This is a genomic window from Labrys sp. HAY1-8F (assembly GCF_056754975.1).
Genome location: NZ_JBPGWZ010000002.1, coordinates 219,574 through 245,746, shown reverse-complemented (window position 1 = coordinate 245,746; position 26,173 = coordinate 219,574). Strand labels below are relative to the sequence as shown.

Here is a 26,173-nt window from a genome sequence, read left to right as displayed (position 1 = left end):
TGGTCGACCACCGGGGCGATCTGCGGCCGAAGCGGCCGATCTCGTTTCAGCGCATCTCGTCCGGCGCAGAACTGCCGAGCAAGGCGAGTCCAGACTTAAGAACCGTCTCGACCCCGCGCACCAACGCCAAGCGGGCGCCTGTTAACAATCGATCATCATCCCTAATGAAGCGTAAATGCGGAGCACCAAGGCTGCGATAATATTGCTGGTGCAGCCCGTCGGCGAGGCCACACAGGTGCTGGACCAGCCTGTAGGGCTCGCACTGCCTGACGGCGAGATCGATCTGGCTTGGATATAGGGCGAGCAGGCGTAGAATCAACCGTGCTCCCTCATCCTCGAAAGCGCGGACAACCCAGCGACTGTGGTCGAAATCGACATGCCCCATCCCTTCGTCCCGCTGGCGCAGAGCGCAGCAACGAGCATGGGCATAATGCAGGTGAAAGACGGCATTGGCATGGCTCTGGTCGGCCAAATGGTCGAGATCGAGCACGAGCGGAGCGCCGGCGGGCTGCATCAGCATGCCCAGGCAAGCGGCATCGCGACCGACGACGCCGGCGACCACCGAAAGATCGAGATCGTCTGCAAAGCGGCCCGCCATGGTGGCAGCTTCCCGCCCTTTCACGCCAAGGAATGGTCCGAGCCTGACAACGACATCGGCTTTCTCAGAGCGCGTCCGAAAGCGCCTGTCTGCACGAAAACCGAGATGCTCGATCATGTTGGCCAAGGCGGTGCCGACAGCCTCGCGGCGCGCCGGCGACAAGGGCCTAGTGCTCTGCGGATCCGTGGCGTGAAAGGCGATCGTGGAGAAACCTGCCCCGCCGCGCTCGCTGGCGCCATAGCCGCTACCGGCCTCCAGCACAGCGGCAAGCATCCGTGCCCAGATGGCCGGCGTCAGCGTCAAGTTCAAAAAACCGGGTCCGGCAATGTCGATGGCGCCGACGCCTTCGATGCCATCCAGCGTTTCGGCGAAGAGACCAGCCAGGGTTCGGGATGGCAGTGCCGCCGGCCGGCTCAGTACGAGCGCAGCGTTGCAGGTGAAATCTCCCCGCCCCGACCCGCCTGGCGCTTCGATCTCGATCGAGGCCAGGTCGAGACCAGCCGGCAGACGACCCGCAGCCTGCAACGAGGCGACGGCTCCCTCTACACCGCGCCTGAGCCATTCGATCAGGTCCATGGCGGCGTCAGCGCAGATCCGGCGCCGTTCCGAACAGGCGCCGATGCTCGTTGAGAGCGAAAGTATCGGTCATGCCGGCAATATAGTCGGCGACACGGCGCGCACGTTTGTCCTCCCGAGCGGTTTCCAGCCCTTCGCACCATTCGGCCGGCATCAGGCTGATATCCGCAAACAAGCCATCGAACAGGCGGGTCACCACTTGTGCGGCATGCGAGCGGACGCGCATGACCCGTTCGTGTCGGTACATGTTGGGATAGAGAAAGCCCTTGATACCCTTGTCGGCCTGCGCGACGGACGGCGAAAAGGTGATGAGCATCTTGCCGGCGGCCCGCACGTCCTCGCTCGACCGGTAGAGCCCGGATGTGAAGGCAGCCTTGCCCACGCCGATCACGTCCTCCACCAGCCGCGTGATCACGCGGCGCATCAATTCGTGGGTGGTGCGCCCACGGTCGAGCCCGGGATGTTGCTCGGCAATCTCGGCGAGCAGTTCCCCCGCCAGCGCTACCTGCTGCATGTCCGCAAGTTCGAACAGGCCCGCGCGCAGCCCATCATCGATGTCATGTGCGTTGTAGGCGATGTCGTCGGCGATGGCGGCGGCTTGCGCTTCGGCGCTGGCGAAACTCTCGAGTTCGAGATTCTGCTGAGCCTGATATTCCAAGATGGCGACGGGGATGCCCCTTTCGCGATAGCGGGCGACGGGGCTGCCATCTGCCCACAACAGGGGCCCATTATGCTTCACCAGCCCTTCCAGGGTTTCCCAGGCAAGATTGAGCCCGTCGAACTCGGCATAGCGCCGCTCGAGGCGGGTGACGATGCGCAGAGACTGGGCATTGTGGTCGAAGCCGCCATAGGAACGCATCGCCTCGTCCAGCGCGTCCTCGCCGGTATGGCCGAACGGCGTGTGGCCGAGATCATGAGCCAGTGCCAGTGCCTCGGCGAGATCCTCGTCGAGCGCCAGTGAACGGGCGATCGAACGGGCGATCTGGGCAACCTCGATCGTGTGGGTCAGCCGGGTGCGGTAATGATCGCCCTCATGCGCGACGAAAACCTGGGTCTTGTGCTTGAGGCGGCGGAAGGCGGTGGAGTGGATGATGCGGTCGCGGTCTCGCTGGAAATCGGTCCGCGTCGGTGACTGCGGCTCGGCGAACAGCCGTCCGCGCGATCGAGGCGCCACCGCCCACGGGCCACGAGGGCGGATCACGCAATCGGGTATGTCGAGTTCGGCCATCGCGCCTCACGCCTTGCTTGCGCCTGCATAGAGACTGCCACGGGTCATGGCAAAGCTTCTTTCCGAAGTGGCGGACGTCGCAGCAGCCCACAGGCGTGCCCGGTATCGGCGACCTGCTCTCGATATGCGCGCCATGTCCGAAACGGACGGGGCACCCACACGCCGGGAAGCCGGCCGCCGCCCGGCACTCTCGCTGGTGGAACGCTAGCGCCCAGGGCAGTGACATCCCCGGCTTATCGCTCACCGATACGCAGGCCGGGTCGCCGCATAGCCTTCACTGGCAACGAGGAACGCGGCCTATGGCAGGCGCAAGGCCGCTAGCGCTACAATGTCATCGACAACACTGCGGAGCTTATGCCAATTCTTTTCGAGATCGAAGAGTGTTTGGAATCCGGCGGACAAGCCTTGCCCCTCTGCAGTCCTAGAGCAAGGTGCGTGCACAATTGAACGCCGATTTGCTTTAACTCTTTGTTTCAGCGCGTCTTTGCGATTTTTGGGAATTCCATCTCATCGCAAAACGCATTAGGAAACGTCGTTTTTCTGGATGCTGCCCATCCGTACCCAGTTCGGCTTCGCTCTTCACGCCACACGATCGAGCATTGAACCTTCGGCCCTTCGCACATATTTTCGGAACAGGACGCAAGCAAGTTTGCAGGATGCCATGACCAGCCCCGTTTCCGTAAGCGACCGCGCTGCGCGCCGGATCGCCAAGATCCTTGAGAATGAACCTTCCGGCTCGATGCTGCGCATCAGCGTGGAGGGTGGCGGCTGCTCCGGCTTCCAATACAAATTCGTGTTCGACACCGAACGTCATGACGATGATTTGGCGATCGCCAAGGAAGGCGCCACGGTGCTGATCGACGAGATGTCGCAGCACTATATGGAAGGCGCCGAGCTCGATTATGTCGAGGATCTGATCGGCTCCGCCTTCAAGATCAACAACCCGCAGGCCACTGCTGCTTGCGGCTGCGGCACTAGCTTCTCGGTGTAACATGGTGCGTATTGCCAGTTGGAACGTGAACTCCATCCGCCAAAGGCTTCCCCATCTGCTGGGTTGGTTGAAGGACGCCCAACCGGACGTGGTCTGCCTCCAGGAGATCAAATGCGTCGACGAGGCCTTTCCTGCCGCCGACATCGAGGCGCTGGGCTACAATGTCGCCGTCCACGGCCAGAAGACCTTCAATGGCGTGGCAATTCTCTCCAAACACCCGTTCGACGAGGTGAAAACGCGCCTGCCGGGCGACGAGGGTGATGAACAGGCCCGCTATATCGAGGCCGTAATCTCGACCGCCTCGGGAGCGTTGCGCGTCGCTTCGATCTATCTGCCGAATGGCAATCCGGTCGGCACCGAGAAATACCCTTACAAGCTCGGCTGGATGGAGCGCCTCAGGCTGCACATCGGCGGCCTGCTCGCGCTGGAAGAACCCTTCGTGATGGCGGGCGACTACAACATTATCCCGCAGACCGCCGACGCCAAGAATCCAGCCGAATGGGTGAACGATGCCCTGTTCCTGCTGCAGAGCCGCTCCAAGTTCCGCGAGTTACTGGCCTTGGGCCTGACTGATGCCTTCCGGGCCTGCGAGGATGCGCCAGGGCACTACACCTTCTGGGACTATCAGGCCGGTGGCTGGCAAAAGGACAACGGCATTCGCATCGATCATCTGTTGCTGTCGCCGCAAGCCGCCTCGCGCCTCCAGGGCTGCGCGATCGACAAGGCGATGCGCGGGCAGGAAAAGGCTTCCGACCACGTGCCGATTCGCTGCGATCTGGCCCTCTGACGGTCGAAGAGCTCGTCGTCCAGTCGACGACCGGGGCGTCAGCCTCGCTGCTGCGGCGGGTTGAAAGTGGGGAAGTTGAAGCCTGGCCGCCTCTGGCCACGATTCTTGCCGCCCTCGCCGCCATAGCGTCCGCAGAGCTGAGCTCCGGCGCCGGTCTCGGCACAATGGGGCGAGAACACCACCGGCGGCCCACCCCGGCGCGATCTGCTTCCAGGGAAGATGGTGATGGTATCTCCCCGCCGTTTCAGAAGGGGACAACGCCGCTTGCGCTCTTCGTCGATCGAGAGCCCTTTCTGACGCGGACAGACCTCGATGACACCTTCCCAGATGGTGAATCGCTCATAATTGTCGCTGATTTCAGCGGTGAAATTGGTCCCTCTCACGCCGATGCCGGCGAGCGGCGTCTGGATCCAATAAGCCTTCTTGGCGGAGAGACCGCTGGCAAAGCGAAACACCCCCTTCGACAGACCGATCACCACATCCCTGGCCTGCCCACCCGAATAGACGAAACGATCGAGCTTGGCCGATGACGAGGAGCCCAGCGCCAGACGCGTCTGGTCGAGGAATTTGATTTCAAGCGCACCGGAAGGGCCAGTGCGCACAGTCTCGTCGCGATAGACTGCGATATCGACCCCGAGTTCCCCCGAAACCGTGCCGATGGCGGCGGGGGTGACGCCGACGGTATTGCCCACGGTCTCCGCTGCCGAAGCGGGCATGGCTGCAACCGCGCAGAGGGCGCCTAGTCCCAGGAGACGGAAGGTCAGGAAGCGCGATGAGGGCATGCCGGTAACCCGTTGGAGAGACTGTGTTCGTATCGTTCTTGCCGGGAACCGGCACCCATTCTCCGGCGCCTTTGCCAAGCGAACCGATTTGCAGATGCCGATGCAATCTTCATCATGACGCATTCGCTTCCACGATCAAGAGGCGAGGGTTTTCGAATCTGCAACCGATTGGCCCGGCCGAAAGCATCGAGATCGGGATAAATCACTGGCAGACCGAGCCGAATTACTCCAGTAGTAAGCGTCGGTGCGGAGTGTGAGCGTGACATCGATATGCGGCTGAAGCGCTTCCTGGGATATCCGCTGGTGGTGGCCATTCCCCTGCTGATCTTCAGCCTGCTGACCTTGCTGAGCCCGGCCCCGCTGCCTCGGCTGCAGGACATCGTCTTCGATACCTACCAGCGCTGGCACGCCAAAGGCAGGGACCCCGATTCGCCCGTGCGTGTCGTGGTGATCGATGAGAAGTCTCTTGCCGAGATCGGCCAGTTTCCCTGGCCACGCAACGTGATCGCCGAACTCACGCGCAAGCTCGCCGATGCCGGAGCCGTCGTCATCGCCTATGATATCCTGTTCAGCGAAGCGGATCAGACCTCGCCTGGATTGCTCGTCAAGAAATTGCCGACCAGCGCCGAACGAGAAGCGCTGGAAAAGGCGATGTCGCCGGCCACCGCCTCTTATGACGTCCTGTTCGCCCAGACCATGGAACGCACGCCCGTCGTGCTCGGCGTGCTTGGAACCGATGTGGGCCAGCCCGTCAAAATCAAGAGCGGATACGGGCAAGTGGGGGACGATCCGGTCAACTTCGTTCAAGCTTTCCCCGCTGCCAAGATGCCGATTCCCGTGCTCTACGACGCTGCCAGGGGTGCCGGCACCATCAACTGGCTCCCGGATGGCGACAGCGTCATTCGCAAGGTGCCGACTTTCGTCGCCATCGGCGGCAAGATGGCGCCGTCCCTATCGATGGAAACAATTCGCGTCGCCATCGGGGCCGACACTTTCATGGTGCGCTCGTCCAATGCCAGCGGCGCGCCCGCCTTCGGCGTTCAAAGCGGCATCAATACCGTCAAGATGGATGGCCGCGATGGGACCATCCTCATCGACACCGACAGCAACGGCGAAGTCCGCCTGGTTGCCCGCCGCTCGGAGCCCTCGTCCTGGATCTCGGCGGCTTCCGTGCTGGACGGCACCTTCAATCCTCAGGACGTCAAGGATCACATCATCTTCGTGGGGGCGGTCGCCATCGGCCTGCGCGACCAGAGGACGACCGCTGTCGAACTGGCGCTCCCCGGTGTCGAGGTACACGCCCAGATCGTCGAGCAGATTCTCGCCGGCGCCAGCTTGGTGCGGCCGGATTGGATACGAGGCGTTGAAGCCTTCCTCATCATCGTGCTCGGCGTCCTGCTCGCCTGGATTTTGCGGCGCACCCGCAACATGCCGCTGGTTTCGACCATTGCAGGCCTCTCGATCCCGATCATGATCGCCTGCTGGAGCTGGATTCTCTATGTGCGGCAGGGCGTGCTGTTCGATGCGGTGATGCCGGGCACGGGTATTCTCGTCATTTTTCTCGCCGCCACGGTCTATCACTACCAGGAGGCCGAGCACCGGCGTGCCGAAGTGCGCAGCATGTTCGGCCGCTTCGTGACGCCGGCGGTGGTGGAACGGCTGGTCGAGGCGCCGGATCGCATCGTGCTCGGCGGCGAGATCCGCGAACTCACCATCATGTTTTCCGACGTGCGCAATTTCACCGGCATCGCCGAGACGCAGTCGCCGGAAGGCGTGGTGTCGCTGATCCGGCGCATCCATACGCCGGCGACGGAGGCCGTTCTTCGCCATAGCGGCACTATCGACAAGTTCATCGGCGACGGCATGATGGCGTTCTGGAATGCGCCGCTCGACATGCCGAACCATGCGTCTCTTGCCTGCAAGGCCGCGTTGGATATCGCCATCATGGCGCGCGCTTTCCGTGATCCGCCGATCCAGATGGGCATCGGGTTGCATACGGGCGAAGCCTGCGTCGGCAATCTCGGTTCGGAGCAACGGCTCGAATATTCGGCCCTCGGCGATGCGGTCAACCTCGCCTCGCGCCTGGAAGCCCTCACGAAGCTCTATGGCGTGGAGATTCTCGTCACCGAGGCCACCAGCCGCGCTGCCGCCGACTTGCCTTTCCTGGAACTCGATCGTGCCATGGTGCGTGGCCGCCAGGGCGCCATCGGCCTCTTCGCCCTCCATACCGGCGAGGCGGACACCGCCTTCCTCCGGCTGCAAGGCGCCCAGGCGGAAATCCTGCCGCCCTATCGGGCCGGCGATTTCGTTGAAGCCCTCAGCCTATTGGAGAAGAACGCCTCGACCTATCAGGGAGGGTATCAGCGCCTCTATGACTATTACTCAAACCATTTCAAAAAGTTGATAGAAAATCCGAAACCCAATTGGCAGGGCGTGACCCAGCTTTGATCGCTGCACGTTCAACGCTGCCCGGTTCTATTTAGCCTCAAAAATACTGACATCCTGAGGATAGGGTTGCGATCCGGTGAAGAGTGGATCTCAATGCGGATTGGCATAATCCGCGGCGCCACATGACGCCCGAGGTCGCGTCTCGCGCCTCCCCAATGCCGACACGTCGGATCAGGAATGATCCTTGAGGAACTGCGCCAGATAAGTCAGGCACATCTCGCGCTCGTCCGGCGTAGCCTTGGCGAAGGCATCGTCATACAGATCGATGATCCACTGGTCACGCTCGCCATTAGCACCGTCGCGCGCCAGAGTCAGATACATCAGGCCACGAGCGCCTTGGCGAGGCATGTCGCTTGCCGACAGCAGGAGATGGCCGAGCACGGCTTGGGCCTGGCGATGGCCCTTGTCGGCGGCCAAGCGCAACCAGCGGCCGGCCGTGATGGCATCGCGCTTTTGCACGGTATTGCCGTCGAGATAGATGCGGCCGAGATTATATTGCGCGTCGCTGTCACCAAAATAGGTGGCGGCATATTGGAACAGCTCGGTCGCGTGCCTGGGGTTGGGCTTCACCTCATTGGGGATGCCGGAAACATAATAGGAGCCGAGCGCGACGATCGCGCTGGAGACGAAGCGGGCCTGGGCGGTATCCGGGCTGTCCTCGCCATGGGCATCGACGATCGCCTGGTAATAGTCGAATGCCTTCTTGTCGTCGCGAGGAACGCCATCCCCTTCCGAATACATGCGGGCGAGCTTCCACTGGGCCAAAGCATGGCCCTTGCTGGCGGCGAATTCCAGTGCCTGGGACGCTCCGGCGAGGTCACCGGCCTTATAGGCCTTGGTACCGTTGCGAAAGGCCTGCATTGGAGAAGGATCATCCGCCGGCGTCTTGGTGCCATCGAAAGCCTGTGCCCCCACGCAAGCCAGGGACAGGAAAAGGCCGAGACCACCGGCGCCGAGAAGGCTGCGCAGCCACGTCAAGGATTGGCCATGACGCGCCTGGACCCGGCCTGCGGATCCGCCAGCGTCCTGCCAGTCGGCCAAGATAGAAATCTGGTTCATCGTGAAGGACATAGCCGACACTTCTGCCGATTCTTTGACCGATTCACGGCAGCTCTTATACCAAAGCCGCAAAGTTGATGGCTTTTTCGCGACGGTACCGACCGGCCAGCGGAATCCCCCGGGCACGTGGACACGACCACTGGCAAGTCCGGCGCTGTCCAATGCGTGTTCGCGAAAAGCTCTATCCAAGTTCGACCGCCACTTAAGCAACTCAACTATGTCCAGCACGCTGGAGCTCTGGATGCTCCAAGGTGCGGGCTGAATTCAGCGGTCACTTTGTGGCAGGAACGCGGCCAAGTCGACGAGTGGGAGCCGTCAACGCAAGACTTCGAATCCGTGTTGCTCTATTGCCACACCGGACAGTGAAGCATTAACCATAGCATTTACGGACGCACGCGAGGATAGCGGGCCATCGCTTCCAGATCATCGAGATCTATGGTGTTGCGCATATACTGCCTGGAAGCATCCTTGAAAGGTTGAAAGTCCCAAGAAGTCGCTTTCCCCGAGTTCAAGGCATCATCGACCACACGCCGGCGACGCTGGCTGGCACGCACATCGGCATCAATAGCATCGAGGTTCCAACGCGTTTCTATTTCCTTACGGAATCCCGCGACGATTTCGGCATGCGCCGGCGCCGCTGCGAGATTCGTCAATTCATCAGGGTCGACGGCAAGATCATAAAGCTGATCGGGATCGGCGGGCGAGTGCACGAATTTGAAGCTGCCGCGACGAAGCATCAGCAAGGGCGCGATGGCGCCTTCGGCAAGATATTCGCCACGGACTTCGTCATGCCCGCCTTCTCCGAGGCAATGCGGCACCAGGCTGGCCCCATCGATGCCGCTAAGCCCCGCAGCCGCGCCGGGCTCGGCCATATCCACCAGGGTCGGCAGGATGTCGACCAGCGACACGCTGGCGGCAACCCGGTGCGGCCGATAATGTTGAGGCGCGCTGATGATCAGTGGCACCCGGGCCGAGCCTTCGAACCAGCTCATCTTGTACCAGAGACCACGCTCGCCCAGCATTTCGCCGTGATCGCCGGTAAACAGAATGATCGTTTCCTTGTCGAGGCCCGTTGCTTCCAAGGCCTTGAGCAGCTTGCCGACATTGGCATCGACATAGGAAATCGCGCCGAAATAGGCATGTCGGGCATTGCGGATGTGCTGGTCGGTGATCTCGGCCTTGTCCATGTCGCAGACATGGCGCAGCCGCCGGGAGTGCGGATCGAGCTCTTCGACCGGCACCGCATGGCGAGGCAAGGGAATCTCCTCGTTGCGATAGAGATCCCAATAGTCCTGCGTGATCGCATAGGGATCATGCGGATGGGTGAGCGAGGCCACCATGCAGAAGGGGCGCTTGTCGGGGCTGCGTACGTGCTCATAGAGGGCACGCTCGGCCGCGAACACCACCTCATCGTCGAAATCGAGCTGGTTGGTGCGCACGCAAAGGCCGGCATCGGTAACCGAGGACATGTTGTGATACCAGCTCGGACGCTCCTGCGGATGATCCCAGTCTGGCGTCCAACCATAATCAGCCGGATAGATGTCGGTGGTCAGCCGCTCCTCGAAACCGTGAAGCTGGTCGGGCCCGCAGAAATGCATCTTGCCGGACAGCACCGTGCGGTAGCCCGCACGCCTGAGATAATGCGCCCAGGTCGGGATGTCGGCGCGGAACTCGGCGGCATTGTCATAGACACCCGAGCGTGACGGCAATTGCCCGCTCATGAACACGGCGCGGGAGGGCGAACACAAGGGCGAATTGCAATAGGCGCTGTCGAACACCACGCCGCGCTCGGCCAGCCCCATGATGTTGGGCGCCTTGACGAGATCGAAGCCGTGCACCGGCAGGAAGGCCGGTGCGAGCTGGTCCACCATGATGATGAGAATATTGGGCTTGGACTGGGACATGACGGGCCTGACGCGCTGGGCTGGATTCGCAAAGGGGAATAACAATTGTCGGAATACATCGCGAGAAGACCTTGCTTGCATCCGACACGGGCTGGCCTCGGTGGCGCTTTTGGGCTTATAGGGACGGCCTCACTTCGGAAGACCGTCATGTCCCCTGCCCGCCTCACCACCCTGGCTTTCGATGCCGACGACACGCTCTGGCAGAACGAGCAATATTTCCGGACGGCCGAAGCGGAAGTGATCACCCTCCTGGCCGACTATGCCGACAAGGACACGCTGCTGGCGCATCTTCTGGAAGTCAGCAAGCGCAATGTCGTCAGCCATGGCTTCGGCATGAAGACTTTCACCTTCTCGATGATCGACACCGCCATCGACGTCAGCGGCGGCCGCGTGCCGGCGCCGGTGATCGGGCGAATCCTGGCGCTCGGCAAGGAAATCCTCAACCATCCGGTCGAGCTGTTGCCGGGGGTCGCCGACACGCTGGAAAACCTGGCGGGCACCTACCGGCTGGTCCTCATCACCAAAGGCGATCTGTTCCACCAGGAGAACAAGATCGCGCAATCGGGGCTGAGGGGGTTGTTCGAGGCCGTCGAGATCGTCAGCGAGAAGAGCGCCGACACCTATGCGCAGGCCTTCGCCCGGCATGGCGAAGGCCCCCAGGCCAGCATGATGATCGGCAATTCGCTGAAGTCCGACGTGATTCCAGCGCTTCGGGTCGGGAGTTGGGGCGTCTATGTCCCCCATCCCCTGACCTGGGCCTTCGAACATGCGGAAGCGCCGCTGCACGAGCCGCGTTTTCGCGAGATCGAAACGCTGACGCAGACGATCGACCTGATCCAGGCACTCAAGGATTAGAAGTCGCGCATAATGCCAAGCCTCGAAAATGCTGAGGCATTCTCGGCTTGAACAGCAGATGATTTTCGACACCAAATCAAAGATCTGGCGAAAATCAGAAGGAACCGAGACTCACTGAAAATGCCTTCCGATATGAGACGTAGTCACGCCGGCCGATAGATCTGCACCACCGAGCCCCCCGGAAAGGCTGTCGAGTTGATCGGTTTGAGGCGCCTTGGCGGGACGACGTCGGAAAAGATCGGCAAGCCCTTGCCGAGAACCAGCGGATGCACCACCAGGGAGTATTGATCGACCAAATCCTGGGCGATGAGACTGCGCGCCAAGGCGGCACCGCCATGGGCGATGATCGGCTTGCCGTCGCCGGCCTTCATCCTGGCGATCTCGTCAGCCAGATCGCCGCCGGCCACATAAGCCTCACCCCAACTTTCGGCACCAGGCTGCAGTCGTTCCGAATGAGTGCCGCCTACGTTGGATTGGGTTTCAACCACCTTCAGGATCGCCGGCCCCTGGCCTGAGAAGACGGCCTTGGGAATCTGATTCATCGGCGGTGCGAACACGCTGGTGGACGTCGGCCAATAGGCCGCCATGGTCTGAAAGGTACGGCTGCCCATGATGTGCAGGCTGGCGTTCCTGACATTCTCCAACTTCCAGGCGATGGCCTCCTGATCGCCGTCGAATATCCATTCGAGTTCGCCCTCAGGGCCGCAGACAAAGCCATCGAGCGACATGGTCATCGTCAGGATCAATTCTCTCATCGCGTTCTCCTCGCGCCAATCCGTCCCAAGGACGTGCGAGATCAAGCGGTTCCGACAAGGAGCGCCGATTTGGGGCTCAGTAGCCGATGGCAAGCCCATCCTTTCTCGGATCGGAGCCACCTGTCAGCGTTCCCCTGTCCCAATCGATGAGAACCATCTGCCCGCCACCGAGTGGCTCCTCGGCCGGGCCAACCTTGTGACCGCGCGCCTCCAGCGCGCGGAGCGTGGCTACCGGAACGCCGCGCTCCGCAACGAGCTCGCCCTTCTGGTAGAAAACCCGCGGCAGGTCGATCGCGGCCTGGGGATCCATGCCGTAATCGAGCAGATTGCTTAGCACATGGACATTGCCGAAGGGCTGGTAGTCGCCTCCCATGACACCAAAGGGCGCGATCACACGGCCATTGCGTGTCGCCATGCCGGGCATGATGGTATGGAGGGGGCGCTTGCGCGGCGCGATGCAGTTTGGATGGCTGCGATCGACACGAAATCCCTTGCCGCGGTTCTGTAGGACAATACCCGATTTCGGGCCAACCAGACCGCTGCCGAAGGAGTGATAGGTCGAGTTGATGAAGCTGACCGCATTCCGATCGCGATCCACGACCGAGAGATAGACGGTATCCGACGGTTCCATCACCGCTGCCGGCAGTTCGCGGTTGGCAAGATCCGAATCGATCCTGCGTCTCAAAGCATCGGCATAGGTTGGCGCCAGCAAGGCGTCGACGGGGACGTCAGCATGATCGGGATCGGCGATCAACTCGTCCCGGATCCGGTAGGCGAGGCGCCCGGCTTCGACCTCCAGATGCAGCCGCTCAGCCCCCAGCGGATCGAGCCCGGCCAGATCGAAACCAGACAGCAGGTTGAGCATCACCAGGGCTGTCAGCCCCTGATTGCTCGGCGGCATCTGCCAGATATCGACACCGCGATAGGTGGTTCTGACAGGCTCGACGTAACCGCCCCCGGCGGCCGCGAAGTCGTCGAGCGTGTGCACCCCTCCCTTGCTGCGCAGATGGGCAACCAGATCCTCGGCGAGCTCTCCCTCGTAGAAAACTTCCCGCCCCCCGGTTGCGATGAGGCGGAGGCTCCGGGCAAGCTCGGGTTGGCGATGGACATCGCCGGCCCTTGGGACGAAACCGCCAGGCAGAAAGATGCGGGCCGCCGTAGTATCTTGCGCCAACAGGTCCTTGGCCTCTTGCCAATCGGCCTCGACACGGTCGTGAATCACATAGCCGGCCTCGGCATAGTGGATGGCAGGAGCGAGCACGCGCGCGAGCGGAGTGCGGCCGTGATCGGCCGAAAGACGGCACCAGGCATCGATCGCGCCAGGAATGGTGACGGCATGAGGGCTGTCGGCCGGTATCTCCGTGAAACCTCGGCTCTCGTACCAGTCGATGGTTGCGGCCTCGGGCGCCTGGCCGGCCCCATTATAAGCAAGCACCGGCCCCTCTCCGCCGGGCACGTAGAGGCAGAAACAGTCCCCCCCAATTCCCGTCGACTGCGGCTCCACCACCGCCAGGACGGCAGACGCGCAGATTGCCGCGTCGATGGCATTGCCCCCTTCCTGCAGCAAGGTCAGAGCGGCTGCGCTGGCCAACGGATGGGACGTCGCGACCATTGCGTCCATGGCACGGACGGGTGAGCGGCCCGGAAGCTGAAAATCCCTCATGGTGCTTCTTCCTGAAATGCGTTGCGCACAAGATCGGTCGACAGGTCGTCGCCATCGCCGGCGTCTGCGTCGGCATGTTCCAGCAGCAAGGCATGCTGGACCGAACGCAGATGCCGCCGCATAGCCGCTTCGGCGGCTGGTGGATCATGCCGAGCGATGGCATCGACGATCTGGCGATGATGAAGCGTGAGTTCCTCGAAACGCTCCTCCGTGGTGGGATCGTTGCGCAGGCGTCGCCACGCTCCCTCCTCCCGCACGGCGTTCAGGCTGTCGAACACGGCGAGGGCAAGGGCATTGTGCGTGGCCTCCGCAATGGCCCGATGCAGGCGGACATCCCAGATGTCCCAGGTCGCGGCATCGCGGGCGGCGGCGCTCTTATCGAGGAGATAACGCAGATTGTCGATATCCATGCGGCTCGCCCGCGTGGCAGCAACCCTGGCATAGGTAGGCTCCGTCCACAGGCAGAGATCCATAAGTTCGGCCGGGCTGGTGCTGGCGGTGATCAGCGACATGCCCAGTTCCCGCTCGGGCGGCCGGGTGCCTACGAAGGTGCCCTTGCCGACATGTCGCCACAGGCGTCCCTCGGCCTCCAATTGCTCAAGACCATAGCGGAGCGCCCGGCGGCTCAGGCCGAGCTGATGCATCAGGTCACGCTCTGGCGGCAAGCGGCTTCCAGGAGGATAGACACCCCCGTTCAGCAGGCTGCGGAGGCTCTGGGCGGCTTGTTGTTTGCTATTCATTTTGAAACCAATTCAAATATTGGTTCCATAGCTTAGTATCGATTTTCTCGAAATGTCTATACGATTTTTCTTGCTGGCATGCCAATGTTATGTCCCAATATCGGTATTAATAATAAAATTGGTTCCACATCGGGACCAGGAACAAGTCACCCCGGAGCACCACCATGCGCGCATTCCGTGCCGTACTGCCTCGTCTTCGCCCTGACCTTGCTTTCCTATCGGTTGCCCTCGCGGCGGCGAGCATCGCCACCCCAACCCTGGCGCAGCCCATCGAACCGCCGGCAGCCATCGCCGAAGCCAAGAAGATGGTGATCTGTGCCGATATCGGATCGCCGCCCCTATCCTTCTACAAGGACGACGGGTCGCTGACGGGAGCGGAGATCGAACTCGGCAATGCCATCGCCAAGCAATTGGGCGTCAGCGCTGAATGGAAGCAGGTGCAGTTCGACGGCATCATCCCCGCTTTGATCGCCAAGCAGTGCGACGTGATCATGTCCGAGCTCTATGACAAGCCCAAGCGCCGCGAAGTCGTCGATTTCGTCGACTATCTCGCCTCCAGCCAGTCGCTTGTGGTGCTGAAAGGCAATTCGAGCCATATCACCGGGCTCGCCGATCTCTCCGGCAAGAAAGTTGCGGTCGAGAACGGCACCACGATCCAGTCCCTGGTCGATGAGGAAAACAAGAAGCTCGCCGGCGAAGGCAAGGCACAGGCACAGGTCGTCGTCTTTCCCAAGGATACCGATGCTTTTCAGGCCCTGCGCATCGGCCAGGTCGATGCCTATGGCACCACGATCAAGACGGCCGGCTACTACTTCAAGCAGGCACCCGATCTTTTCGAACTGGGGGGCCAGCCCTTCGCCCAGGCCATCATCGGCGCCGCCTTCAGGAAGGACGACACCGATCTGCAGAAGGCTTTCGCCCTGGGGCTCGAGGCCGTGCGCAAGGACGGCACTTACCTGAAGATCCTGCAAAGCTGGGGTATCGAGCGCGACGCCTTGTGAGGTCCTGCCATGAACTTCAACTGGGCCTTCTTCTTTCACTATCTGCTCGAACCCTCCAGCATCTATCTGCACGGCCTCTGGCTGACGCTCAGCATCAGCATCGTCGCCCAGATCGTCGGCACCACCCTCGGCCTGTTCGTGGCCCTGGGGCGGCTGTCGTCCTGGCGGGTCCTGCAGGCGATCACCTCCTTCTATGTCTGGGTGATGCGCGGCACGCCGCTGCTGGTGCAGATCGTGTTCATCTACACCGCCCTTGCCGCCGCCGGCATACTGCGCTTTCACGACATCGATCTCGGCTTCATGATCCTGCCGGGGAATGTTCAGGCGGGTATCATCGCCCTCAGCCTGAACGAAGCGGCCTATATGGGCGAGATCATTCGCGCTGGCATCACCTCGATCGATCGCGGGCAGACGGAGGCGGCCAAATCGCTCGGCATGACGCCGGCCAAGCTCCTGCGGCGCATCATCCTGCCACAGGCCGCGCGGGTCATCATTCCGCCGCTCGGCAACAATTTCAACGGCATGCTGAAGAGCACGACGCTGCTCAGCGTCATCGGCGTGCCCGAACTGCTGCTGGCAACCCAGATGGTGACGTCGGCAACCTTCCGTGTCTTCGAACTCTATTCGGTGGTCGCGCTCTATTACCTCTCGCTCACCACCCTCTGGGGCCTCCTCCAACGCTATATCGAGGCTCGTTTCAGCACGCCCTTTGCCGAGACGCGCAGCAAGGCGCCGCGCCGACGGCTTCTGACCGGCCTGTTCGGAGCCAACCCATGAGCGATACAGACATCCAATGGACGGTCGAGGCCGAGGGCGTCGAGAAATGGTTCGGCCCGATGCAGGTGCTCAAGGGCGTCTCGCTCGACGTCAGGCGCGGAGAGGTCGTCGTCATCGTCGGCGCCTCCGGGTCGGGCAAGACCACTTTCGTGCGCTGCATCAACCATTTGGAGAAGATCCAGAACGGCCGCATCCGTGTGAACGGCCATCTCATCGGCTACCGCGAAAAGAAAGGACGCCTCGTCGAAGACAGCGAGCGCAACATCGCCCGGCAACGCCGCGACATCGGCATGGTCTTCCAGCGCTTCAACCTGTTCCCGCATCTGAGTGCACTGGGCAACATCATCGAAGCACCGACGCAGGTGCTGGGCATCGACCCGGCGACGGCCCGCCGCGAAGCGGCGGCGCTGCTGGCCCGTGTGGGCCTCAAGGACAAGGCGGATGCCTATCCTGCCCAGCTCTCGGGCGGCCAACAGCAGCGCGTGGCTATCGCACGGGCGCTGGCGATGAAGCCGACATTGATGCTGTTCGACGAACCGACCAGCGCACTCGATCCCGAAATGGTCGGCGAAGTGCTGGAAGTCATGAAGGAGCTCGCCCGCGACGGCATGACCATGATCGTCGTTACCCATGAAATGGGCTTTGCCCGGGAGGTCGCCGACCGCGTGGTGATGATGGATGACGGCCTCGTCGTGGAGGAGGCATCGCCCGAAACCTTCTTCACGGCACCACGATCGGAGCGCTCGAAGGCCTTCCTGGCCCGCGTGTCGGGGGCCGGCGGCCGATCGCTCTGACCGGCCGATAGGCGTAGTGGTGCTACGGCGTGCCGATCCGGAGATCGGCACGCCGTATCGATTACAGGCCGGCCAGAGCGTCCTGCAGCTTGGCGCGGCGGGCCGTGGCTTCCTCGAGCCGCTCGCGATTTTCCTCGATCACCTCTTCCTTGGCCCGGGCGATGAAGTCGGGATTGCCGAGCTTGGCGTTAATCTTGGTGATCTCGCCGTCGATCTTGTCGGTTTCCTTCTTCAGGCGCGCCTTCTCGGCCTCGATGTCGACCACGCCTTCCAGGGCCAGGGCCGCCACGGCGCCGCGGGCGATGATCTGCACCGAGCCCTTCGGAGCCGATGGCGCAAAGCCGATCTCGCTGATCCGGGCCAGGCGCTTGAGCGTCTCGCCATGGGCGGCGACGCGTGCCTCGATGGCCTTGGAGGCGTTCACCATGACCAGGGGCACCTGGGCGCCGCCGGGCACGCCGACCTCGGTACGGATCGAGCGGATCTCGGTAACGAGATCGACCAGCCAGCCGATTTCCTCATCCGCCGCTGCATCGAGCAGGCCGCCAAGGTCAGGCCACGCGGTCAGGGCCGCCATCTGCTCACGCGGAACCGGCCCCGCCGTCACCGACCAGAGCTCCTCGGTCATGAAGGGCATGAAGGGATGCAGCAGGAGCGTGGACTGGTCGAGGATGAAGGCGACCATGGCGCGCGTTTCGGCCCGCGCCACCTCGTCCTCACCCTCGATGATCGGCTTGGCAAGCTCGACATACCAGTCGCACACCACGTTCCAGATGAAGCGATAAACCGCGCTGGCAGCATCGTTGAAACGATAGGCCTCGATGGCACGCTGGATTTCACCGACGGCCTTCTCCGCTTCGCCGGCAATCCAGCGATTGAGGGCGATCTTCGCCGATTTCGGATCGAAGGACGGATCGCGCACGCAGCCCTTCATCTCGGCAAAGCGTGTGGCGTTCCACAGCTTGGTGCCGAAATTGCGATAGCCCTTGACGCGGTCGATCGACAGCTTGATGTCACGGCCGGGTGCTGCCATAGCGGCCAGGAAGAAGCGCAAGGCGTCGGCACCATAGCGCTCGATGCCATTCGGATAGGCCTTGCGGGTCTCCGAAGTAACGTGAGCGACATCGGCCTTGTTGGCGAGCGCCGCAGTACGCTTGGCGATGAGGGCATCGAGTTCGACACCGTCGATGATATCCAGGGGGTCCATGACGTTCCCCTTGGATTTCGACATCTTGGCGCCCTTCTCGTCACGCACGAGGGCGTGGAGATAGACATCCTTGAACGGCACGTCGTTCTGGGTGAACAGGCCCGTCATCATCATGCGGGCAACCCAGAAGAAGATGATGTCGAAGCCGGTCACCACCACGGAAGTCGGGTAATATCTGGCGAGATCCGCCGTCTTGTCCGGCCAACCGAAGGTCGAATAGGGCCACAGCGCCGAGGAAAACCAGGTGTCGAGCACATCCTCGTCGCGGGTGATCGCCGCGCCGGCACCCCATTTGGCATCGGCCTTGACGCGCGCTTCTTTTTCGTCGCGGGCGATGACGTAACCTCCATCAGGCCCGTACCAGGCCGGAATCTGGTGGCCCCACCAGAGCTGGCGCGACACGCACCAGGGCTGGATGTTCTCCAGCCAGTCGAAGAAGGTCTTTTCCCAGTTCTGCGGTACGAAGCGCGTCTGGCCGCGACGCACCGCCGCCAGGGCTTCCTCGGCGAGCGGACGCACGTTCAGATACCACTGGTCGGTAAGCCAGGGCTCGATCGGCACGCCCGAGCGGTCGCCATGCGGCACCTGGTGCTTGTGCTTCTCGATCTCGACCAGGCGGCCGGCCGCTTCCATGTCCGCGACGATGCGCTTGCGCGCCTCGAAACGCTCCAGGCCGCGATAGGCTTCCGGCGCGTTGTCGTTGATATGCGCCTCGGCCGTGAGGATGTTGATCACCTCGAGGTTGTGCCGCCTGCCGACTTCGAAATCGTTGAAGTCGTGCGCGGGCGTGATCTTCACCGCGCCGGTACCCTTCTCGGGATCGGAATATTCGTCTGCGACGATCGGAATCAACCGGCCGACCAGCGGCAGCCGCACCATCTTGCCAACCAGATGAGTGTAGCGTTCATCGGTGGGATGCACCGCCACGGCGGTATCGCCGAGCATGGTTTCGGGGCGGGTGGTGGCGACGGTGATGGTCTCGCCCGTTTCCTGGCCCGCCTCATCCACCACCGGATAGGCGAAGTGCCACAGACTGCCATTCACCTCGATCTGCTCGACTTCGATGTCGGAGATCGCGGTGAGCAGCTTGGGATCCCAGCTGACCAGGCGCTTGTCCTTATAGATCAGACCGGCTTCGTTCATCCGCACGAAGATCTCGATCACCGCCTTGGACAGGCCCTCGTCCATGGTAAAGCGCTCGCGCGACCAGTCGCAGGAAGCGCCCAGGCGCTTGAGCTGCTTGACGATCGTTCCGCCCGATTCTTCCTTCCAGGCCCAGACACGCTCGAGGAATTTCTCGCGCCCGATCTCGCGCCGATGAATCTGGCGCTCCTGGAGCTGGCGTTCGACCACCATCTGGGTGGCGATGCCGGCATGGTCGGTGCCGGGCTGCCAGAGCACGTCCTTGCCGCGCATGCGCTCGAAGCGGCAGAGGATATCCTGCAACGTATTGTTGAGCGCATGGCCCATATGGAGCGAGCCGGTGACGTTCGGCGGCGGAATCACGATCGAATAGGGTGCGGCGCCGGCCCGATCGGGCCGGCCTGCACGGAAAGCCTGTGCCTCTTCCCAGGCCGCGGACACGCGCGGCTCGACGCTGGCGGGGTCAAAGGTGGTCTCGATCATGATCTTCTTTCAAGGCAGGTCAGCTAGCGTGGGCAGCGGGCACAGGCGCCGGCATCTCCGTGATTCGGCCTGCCGGCACGCCGATAAGCAAGCAACCCACGCAATTCACGGCCGGTAGTGGCAGAAACGAACCCTTAAAGTCAACGAAACAAGCGCTTAAGCCACTACGCGCGGGTACATTCCGGCATTTCCCCACGCAATGCGCTCCTCAAGGCCCCCGTCGCCCTCCGCCCTGATACGGGCCCTCATGCCTGGGGTTTGGCCGACTTGTGACAACAAAATGGAAAGCCTCTCCTTCTACATCATGAAGTCGTCACGATTCTTCGGTTGAAGGCCGACGGCTCGGGTGTGGGATGGTCGGGGAACGACGTCGCGAATACACCCGCCAGTTGTTGCCGGCGACCGTATAACCTATGGTGCCCCGATGAAGACTAGACGCTTCCTCCCAAGGGACGTGGTGCCGTTCCTTGCCCAGCCACACCTATTGCGCCTGCCGAAAGCGCGTTAAGAAGACCATGAACAGACGCGACTTCTTGAAATTTGCTTCCATTGCCGCCGGTGTGCTGGCTGCCCCCCAGGGGGCTCGGGCTGCGATCGACGCCCCCGGTCTGAAGGAAGGCGAGGTCTTCTCTCGGGACAAGCTCCTGGACTATGCCCGCAATCTTGCGAAGGCTCCCTATCAGGCGCCGGACGCCACGCTGCCCTCCTCCCTGCAAAATCTGGATTACGAGCAATATGTCTCGATCCGATTCCGGCCTGATCGGGGCATCTGGAGTCAGGATCGCCGCGGCTTCGTGATCGAGCCCCTGCATCGGGGCTTCATCTATGCCGCCCCGGTCGACCTGTTCACCGTCGAGGACGGCCGTGTCCTGATCGTGCCCTATGAGCCGGCGATGTTCGACTTCGGCAAGATCACGCCGCCTCCGCCCGATTCCAAACTCGGCTTTTCGGGCTTTCGGCTGAAGGCGCCGATCGACATGCCCAGTCGGCTCGACGATTTCGCCATCTTCCAGGGCGCCAGCTATTTCCGCGCCATCGCCAAGAACCAGGTCTATGGCGCAGCGGCGCGCGGACTGGCAATCAATACCGGCGAATCCAGCGGCGAGGAGTTTCCCTTCTTTCGGGCTTTCTGGATCGAACGTCCGCCCCAGAACGCAGAGAATCTGGTGGTGCATGCCCTGCTTGATTCGGAAGCGGCAACGGGCGCGTTCCACCTGACGCTTCATCCGGGCGAGATCACCACCATCGATGTCGAGACGACGATTTTCCCGCGCGCCAAGATCGAGCATGTCGGCATCGCGCCGCTGAATTCGATGTTTCTGTTCGGCTCCAACGACCGCAAGGGTGCCGACGACGTGCGCGTTGCCGTCCACGCTTCCTCCGGGCTGCAGATGTTGTCGGGTGGCGGGGAATGGATCTGGCGCCCGCTGCAGAACCCGGAGACGCTGCAGATCTCGGCTTTCGTCGACAAGACCCCTCGTGGCTTCGGCCTGCTGCAGCGGGGTCGCGATCCGGCAGATTACGAAGACAGCCGGCATCATTTCGAAATGCAGCCGAGCGTATGGATCACCCCCAAGGGCGATTGGGGGGAAGGATCGATCCAACTGGTGGAAATCCCGACCGACCAGGAAATCCACGACAACATCATCACCTATTGGCGGCCGAAGGATGCCCTCGAGGCGGGCAAGGACTATTCCTTCGCTTATCGCACCAATTGGTGCCAGATTCCGCCCGATCGGCCGCCGATGACCCTGGTACGCGCGACGCGGATAGGAGCCCTGGGTTCCAAGCGGCGTCTGTTCGTGATCGACTTCCAGGGTGATCTGTTCGCCAATGCCGACAACCTCAACGGCGTCACGCCCGAGGTCACCGTCAATCCCGGTAAGCTGAGCGATGTCAGTTTGACTCTGGAAACGGAGCGGCGCATCGGTCGCCTGAGTTTCGGCCTCGACCCGAGCAGCGAAACCTATTCGGAAATGCGTGCCGTGCTGGTTAAGGACGGCAAGCCTGTAAGTGAGACATGGCTGTATCGATGGACACCGTAGAGGAACACACCGGCGGCACCCACCCGACCTCGTCGCAGGAGTGGGTTTTTCAGCGCTCCGCCATGCCGGACGAGAATCGGCTGGAGATGCCGGTGCAGTCGCTGACCAAGTGGTCGCGCTCGGAACGCCGCTCCTGGATCCATCCGGCCCTGCATCACGGCTCCTGGCTCATCCGCCTGTTCGTCTTCGGCGGCATGTTGGCGCTCACCGCTTTCGGCGCCTTCGAAATGTACAAGGTCGTCGAAGTCGGCGGGGTCACCTTCCTCGAATGGGCCTTGGTCTGCCTGTTCGTGCTCAACTTCTCCTGGATCGCCCTCGCCTTCACCGCGGGCGTTGCGGGCTTCGTCTATCTGCTCTTCCACCGGCGCACCACCCAGCCCCTGCCCCAGCAGTTGAGCACGCGCACCGCCGTGCTGATGCCGATCTACAACGAGGCGCCGAGCCGCGTTTTCGGCGCGATGCAGGCCATCATCGAATCGGTGGAACAGACCGGCCTCGGCCGCGCCTTCGACTATTTCTTCGTCTCCGACACCACCGATCCGAATGTGTGGATCGCCGAGGAGCGTGCCTTCCTGGCGATGCGCAAGCGGCTGGGGCCCGATATCCAGCTCTGGTACCACCATCGCCAGCGCAACACGAACCGCAAGGCGGGCAATATCGCCAATTGGGTCACGCGCTGGGGCGGCTCCTATGAGCATATGCTGGTGCTCGACGCCGACAGCCTGATGACGGGTTCCTCCGTCGTGCAACTGGCGGCTGCCATGGAGCGTGACCCGGATGCCGGTATCATCCAGACGCTGCCGCTGATCATCAACCGCAACACCCTGTTCGCGCGCATCCAGCAGTTTGCCGCCCGTACCTATGGCCCGGTGATCGCCGAAGGCCTGTCGCTCTGGATGGGGCATGACGGCAATTATTGGGGCCACAATGCCATCATCCGCACCAAGGCCTTCGCGGCGCATTGCGGGATGCCGGATCTGTCTGGCCGTCCGCCCTTCGGCGGCCATATCCTCAGCCATGATTTCGTCGAAGCGGCGCTGATCCGCCGGGCCGGCTATGCCGTCTACATGCTCAACGACATCACGGGATCCTACGAAGAAAGCCCACCCTCGCTGATCGACCTGTCGGCGCGCGACCGCCGCTGGTGCCAGGGCAACCTGCAGCATGCACGTGTGATCGGCTCCAAGGGTTTCCACCCCTGTACGCGCCAGCACTTCGCCAATGGCATCTTCTCCTATCTGGCAAGCCCGCTTTGGCTGCTCCAGCTGCTGGTCGGCCTGACCATCGCACTGCAGGCCCATTTCATCCGGCGCGAATATTTCACCGACGAGTTCTCGCTCTTCCCGACCTGGCCGGTGTTCAACGCCGAACTCGCTCTGGCGCTGTTCGGCGGCACCATGGGCATCCTGCTCGCGCCAAAGATCTTCGGCCTGATCATCATGCTGCTCGACGGCCCCAACCGCCGGGCGAGCGGGGGCGGCATCAGGCTGACCCTCTCGGTGCTGCTTGAGATCATTCTTTCCGCCTTGCTCGCCCCGGTCATGATGCTGATCCAGTCGGGTGCCGTATTCGAAATCCTGGTCGGGCGCGATTCGGGCTGGAAGCCGCAGCGCCGCGACGACGGCTCGATCCCCTTCCGCGACATCGTCAAGCGCCACCGCTCGCATACGGTTCTGGGTGCCTTTGCCGGTGTTGCTGCTTATGTGATCTCGCCCTATCTGTTCACCTGGATGTCGCCGACCATCATCGGTCTGCTGCTCGCCATCCCGCTTTCGTGGGCCTCGGGCCAACTCGCACTCGGCCTGTGGCTGCGTCGCCACGGCTTCCTGGCGACGCCGGAGGAGACGCATCCGCCGGAGGTGGCGACCCGGGCCAACGAGCTGAGCACCGAACTTGCCGCCGTCGGCGAGGACGACAGCGATGCCATCGAGGTCGTCTATCGGGATGCGGGTTTCCGGGCGCTGCACGAGACCATGTTGCCGACGATGGGCTCCCGCGAGCGCGGGCGCTTCGAGCAGGATCGCGTTATGGCGCAGGCCAAGATCGCCGAGGCCGCCTCGATCGAGGAAGCGGCCAAATGGCTGAATTCGAAGGAACGCTTCGTGGCACTGCATGACCGCAGCCTGATCGCCAACCTGTCCCGCCTGCACGAGCCGGCCAGGGTCGAACCAGCCTAAGGATCGTGCCGTTCGCTTAAGGTTCGTCGCCGGAGTTTGCCTGACCTTTGTCATTGCCGGGCCTGCTCGGCAATCCGGCTCCGCCGGCGGGAGCTACTTCTGGGATAGCCGCATCAAGGCCGGCTACGACAAATTGGCGCGTTTCCCGCTCGGGTGAGCGACATCGGGCTTAAGGCTCGCGCCACAAAAGAGGCAACGCTAAGGACCGACGGCTTCGCCACTTAAGCCGGGTTCAGGCTGCAGGTCCTCCTGGAGACGCGATTTCAGTCGGTTCTCCTGGCGCTTCTTCGCATAGGGCGTGCTGCGGTCCGCCGTTCCCTGCACCAGCGGGTCGTTGCGCTCATCGATGACGGCGATGGCATCATCGGTATAGGGAAACAGATCCTGGCGTCCCCAGGCCCGCCAGGCCTTGGCCACGCTCAGACGCAGCCGGCCATAGGTATAGGCATAAGCTGCCATCGTGCGCGCAAAGCGCCAGGCATAGCGGGCATAGAAGCGCAGCGGGTTTTCGAGCGGCAGCCCATGACGCCGCTCGTGGCGGTCGATGATGCGCCCGAGGCCGAACTCGGCGAAGGCAACACCTTCCCGCCGCGGGCCTTCGCGATAGGCGATCAAATTATAGAGCGTGGTCAGCCGCATGCCGTTCTTGAGCTGCACCCTGCGCTTGAACACCCGCTCCATGTGCTCGAAATCATAATAGCGCCGGCTGGCTTCGTGGAAGACGGCATCGAGTTCGGCGTCGCTCATCTTGGGATGATGGGTGACGCGATGGTTCAGGTCGTATTTGTTGAAGTCCGGATCCATCCATATCCCGGCGTCCTTCATGCGCTTGTGATCCTCGCTGCCGGGCAGAGGCGTCAGGATGTTGAAGTAGAGCACGTCGATGGCCAATTCCCGCTTGATCAGATCGACGTCACGCAGGATCGATTCCCGGGTATCGGCGGGAAAGCCGATGATGTAGCCGCAACTGATCACCACGGGATGGCGCTTCCACGCCAGCACCATCTCGCGATATTCCTCGATGCGGTTCTGGCGTTTCTTGGCCGCTTCGAGATTGTCCGGGTTGATGTTTTCGAGCCCGATGAAGATCAGCCGAACGCCGGCCCGCACCACCTTGTCGATGAAACCGGGAATGCGATGGGCCATGGTGTCGACCTGGATCAACAGCCGAGCTTCCACCCCCTCGCGCTCGCGCAATTCGATCAGCCGGTCGCAATAGGCCTCCCAATTGCGGTTGCGGGCAAAATTGTCGTCGGTCACGAAAAACTTGCTGACACCCTCCCTGGCATTCAGCCGGATGATGGCCTCCAGCTCGTCCGCCGTACGGAAACGGCTCTTGCGCCCCTGGACGTTGATGATGGTGCAGAAGGAGCATTCGAACGGGCAGCCTCGGCCAAGATCGAAGCTCGACCAATGGGTGAAGGAACGCCGTACGATCGGCCCGGGCAACAGCGGCACCGGCACGTTTTGCAGGCCAGGTTGGTCCTTCAGATGATTGTAGAGCGGCTTCAGTGTGCCGGCCAAGGCATCGCGCAGAACGGCGTCGAGGCGATCGGGCTCGGCCTCTCCCGCGAACTGGCTGACGCCGAGCTCCCGCGCCAGGGTCAGTTCCTCGGCATCCTCGCCGAGCATGGCGATGCAACCCGACACATGAAAGCCACCAAGGCAGACCGGTACGCCGGCGGCTCGCAACGGCCGGGCAATATCCATCGCCCGCGGATATTGGTTGGTCTGCACGCCAACCAGCATGACGATGGCCTGCGCTCCGTCAGTCTGATGGCTTCTCAGAATGGCTGGAATGTCGACACGCGTGTTGGTCTCGTCAATGGCGTGGACCCGGGTCACGACATCAGGGCCTAAGACCTGCCGGGATATCGCATCTTCCACCAGGGCCCAGACACAGGCGAGAGAATTGGATGGAATGGCCGAGCGTATCCAGCGAATGGGATAGCCGTCATCGTCATATCGCGTGGCCTTGATCAGCCAGATATCGACATGACGCACCCGGTCCCCCGGCCGGACGCCTAGTCTACCCGCCCCTGCAAATGCCTGCCCCCGCATGCCATATGCCTCAAGGTATATTATTACTTTTTTGTAGAGATTTCTATTCCCAGAGCAAGATGATTTTTGCGTAGTGCCGCGCTAGGCACTGCGTTGTGG

Annotated in this window: 19 protein-coding genes; 9 read left to right on the top strand and 10 right to left on the bottom strand. The window is 62.3% G+C overall.

The window, feature by feature from the left end; genetic code table 11:
- Positions 1-46: 46 nt before the first annotated feature.
- Together ACR9ZN_RS10085 and ACR9ZN_RS10080 are read right to left on the bottom strand one after the other, a co-directional pair.
- Positions 47-1,174 (bottom strand): DALR anticodon-binding domain-containing protein, encoded by a 1,128-nt coding sequence (locus tag ACR9ZN_RS10085; protein WP_481272144.1) that lies wholly within the window; start codon positions 1,172-1,174, stop codon positions 47-49.
- A gap of 7 nt (positions 1,175-1,181) precedes the next feature.
- Positions 1,182-2,402: a deoxyguanosinetriphosphate triphosphohydrolase gene (locus tag ACR9ZN_RS10080; RefSeq protein ID WP_481272143.1), complete on the bottom strand. Its 1,221-nt coding sequence runs from the start codon at positions 2,400-2,402 to the stop codon at positions 1,182-1,184.
- Positions 2,403-3,063: 661 nt separating this feature from the next.
- Here ACR9ZN_RS10080 and erpA point away from each other — a divergent pair.
- Both erpA and xth read left to right on the top strand, forming a co-directional pair.
- The gene (gene erpA / locus ACR9ZN_RS10075; RefSeq protein WP_481272142.1) at positions 3,064-3,393 is read left to right on the top strand and encodes an iron-sulfur cluster insertion protein ErpA; all 330 of its coding nucleotides are present in this window, start codon (positions 3,064-3,066) and stop codon (positions 3,391-3,393) included.
- Positions 3,394-3,397: 4 nt separating this feature from the next.
- On the top strand, positions 3,398-4,180 hold the full coding sequence (gene xth / locus ACR9ZN_RS10070) for an exodeoxyribonuclease III (RefSeq protein ID WP_481274340.1): 783 nt from the start codon (positions 3,398-3,400) through the stop codon (positions 4,178-4,180).
- 38 nt (positions 4,181-4,218) lie between these two features.
- Here the strand turns inward: xth and ACR9ZN_RS10065 are convergent, their stop codons facing one another.
- The gene (locus ACR9ZN_RS10065; protein WP_481272141.1) at positions 4,219-4,962 is read right to left on the bottom strand and encodes a FecR family protein; all 744 of its coding nucleotides are present in this window, start codon (positions 4,960-4,962) and stop codon (positions 4,219-4,221) included.
- Positions 4,963-5,232: 270 nt separating this feature from the next.
- Between ACR9ZN_RS10065 and ACR9ZN_RS10060 the strand changes: the two genes are divergently transcribed.
- Positions 5,233-7,410, top strand: a complete 2,178-nt coding sequence (locus tag ACR9ZN_RS10060) for a CHASE2 domain-containing protein (RefSeq protein ID WP_481272140.1) — start codon at positions 5,233-5,235, stop codon at positions 7,408-7,410.
- A 171-nt stretch (positions 7,411-7,581) separates the two neighbouring features.
- Here the strand turns inward: ACR9ZN_RS10060 and ACR9ZN_RS10055 are convergent, their stop codons facing one another.
- A complete protein-coding gene (locus tag ACR9ZN_RS10055; RefSeq protein WP_481272138.1) occupies positions 7,582-8,481 on the bottom strand; it encodes a tetratricopeptide repeat protein in 900 nt (299 codons plus the stop codon).
- A 371-nt stretch (positions 8,482-8,852) separates the two neighbouring features.
- Positions 8,853-10,373 (bottom strand): choline-sulfatase, encoded by a 1,521-nt coding sequence (gene betC / locus ACR9ZN_RS10050; RefSeq protein WP_454813875.1) that lies wholly within the window; start codon positions 10,371-10,373, stop codon positions 8,853-8,855.
- A gap of 147 nt (positions 10,374-10,520) precedes the next feature.
- Here betC and ACR9ZN_RS10045 point away from each other — a divergent pair, with 147 nt between their 5' ends.
- Positions 10,521-11,228 carry an HAD family hydrolase gene (locus ACR9ZN_RS10045; protein ID WP_454813874.1) on the top strand — a complete coding sequence of 236 codons (708 nt, stop codon included), beginning with the start codon at positions 10,521-10,523 and terminating at the stop codon, positions 11,226-11,228.
- A gap of 143 nt (positions 11,229-11,371) precedes the next feature.
- On the opposite strand, the gene ACR9ZN_RS10040 is transcribed toward ACR9ZN_RS10045, so the two are convergent.
- The 3 genes from ACR9ZN_RS10040 to ACR9ZN_RS10030 form a co-directional block, all read right to left on the bottom strand.
- Entirely contained in the window at positions 11,372-11,983 is a 612-nt protein-coding gene (locus tag ACR9ZN_RS10040; RefSeq protein ID WP_481272137.1) for a dihydrofolate reductase family protein, read from the bottom strand.
- 76 nt (positions 11,984-12,059) lie between these two features.
- Positions 12,060-13,646 carry a gamma-glutamyltransferase gene (gene ggt / locus ACR9ZN_RS10035; RefSeq protein ID WP_481272136.1) on the bottom strand — a complete coding sequence of 529 codons (1,587 nt, stop codon included), beginning with the start codon at positions 13,644-13,646 and terminating at the stop codon, positions 12,060-12,062.
- Positions 13,643-14,386 carry a FadR/GntR family transcriptional regulator gene (locus ACR9ZN_RS10030; RefSeq protein ID WP_454813871.1) on the bottom strand — a complete coding sequence of 248 codons (744 nt, stop codon included), beginning with the start codon at positions 14,384-14,386 and terminating at the stop codon, positions 13,643-13,645. The genes ggt and ACR9ZN_RS10030 overlap by 4 nt, the downstream gene beginning before the upstream one ends.
- A 164-nt stretch (positions 14,387-14,550) precedes the next feature.
- Between ACR9ZN_RS10030 and ACR9ZN_RS10025 the strand changes: the two genes are divergently transcribed.
- Genes ACR9ZN_RS10025 through ACR9ZN_RS10015 form a run of 3 tightly spaced genes read left to right on the top strand, consistent with a single transcriptional unit; the run spans position 14,551 to position 16,958 of the window.
- On the top strand, positions 14,551-15,387 hold the full coding sequence (locus tag ACR9ZN_RS10025; protein ID WP_454813870.1) for an ABC transporter substrate-binding protein: 837 nt from the start codon (positions 14,551-14,553) through the stop codon (positions 15,385-15,387).
- Between the two features lie 9 nt (positions 15,388-15,396).
- Complete coding sequence (locus tag ACR9ZN_RS10020; RefSeq protein ID WP_454813869.1) at positions 15,397-16,164, top strand: amino acid ABC transporter permease; 768 nt, start codon at positions 15,397-15,399, stop codon at positions 16,162-16,164.
- Positions 16,161-16,958, top strand: a complete 798-nt coding sequence (locus tag ACR9ZN_RS10015) for an amino acid ABC transporter ATP-binding protein (RefSeq protein ID WP_481272135.1) — start codon at positions 16,161-16,163, stop codon at positions 16,956-16,958. Before ACR9ZN_RS10020 ends, ACR9ZN_RS10015 begins: the two co-directional genes overlap by 4 nt.
- Positions 16,959-17,019: 61 nt before the next feature.
- Here the strand turns inward: ACR9ZN_RS10015 and ACR9ZN_RS10010 are convergent, their stop codons facing one another.
- Positions 17,020-19,791: a valine--tRNA ligase gene (locus ACR9ZN_RS10010; RefSeq protein WP_481272134.1), complete on the bottom strand. Its 2,772-nt coding sequence runs from the start codon at positions 19,789-19,791 to the stop codon at positions 17,020-17,022.
- A 515-nt stretch (positions 19,792-20,306) separates the two neighbouring features.
- Here ACR9ZN_RS10010 and ACR9ZN_RS10005 point away from each other — a divergent pair.
- The gene (locus ACR9ZN_RS10005; protein WP_434956316.1) at positions 20,307-21,836 is read left to right on the top strand and encodes an OpgD/OpgG family glucan biosynthesis protein; all 1,530 of its coding nucleotides are present in this window, start codon (positions 20,307-20,309) and stop codon (positions 21,834-21,836) included.
- Positions 21,812-24,013 carry a glucans biosynthesis glucosyltransferase MdoH gene (mdoH, locus tag ACR9ZN_RS10000; RefSeq protein ID WP_434956315.1) on the top strand — a complete coding sequence of 734 codons (2,202 nt, stop codon included), beginning with the start codon at positions 21,812-21,814 and terminating at the stop codon, positions 24,011-24,013. Before ACR9ZN_RS10005 ends, mdoH begins: the two co-directional genes overlap by 25 nt.
- 198 nt (positions 24,014-24,211) lie before the next feature.
- Here mdoH and ACR9ZN_RS09995 read toward each other — a convergent pair whose 3' ends face one another.
- Complete coding sequence (locus ACR9ZN_RS09995) at positions 24,212-26,017, bottom strand: B12-binding domain-containing radical SAM protein (RefSeq protein WP_481272133.1); 1,806 nt, start codon at positions 26,015-26,017, stop codon at positions 24,212-24,214.
- Positions 26,018-26,173 lie beyond the last annotated feature (156 nt).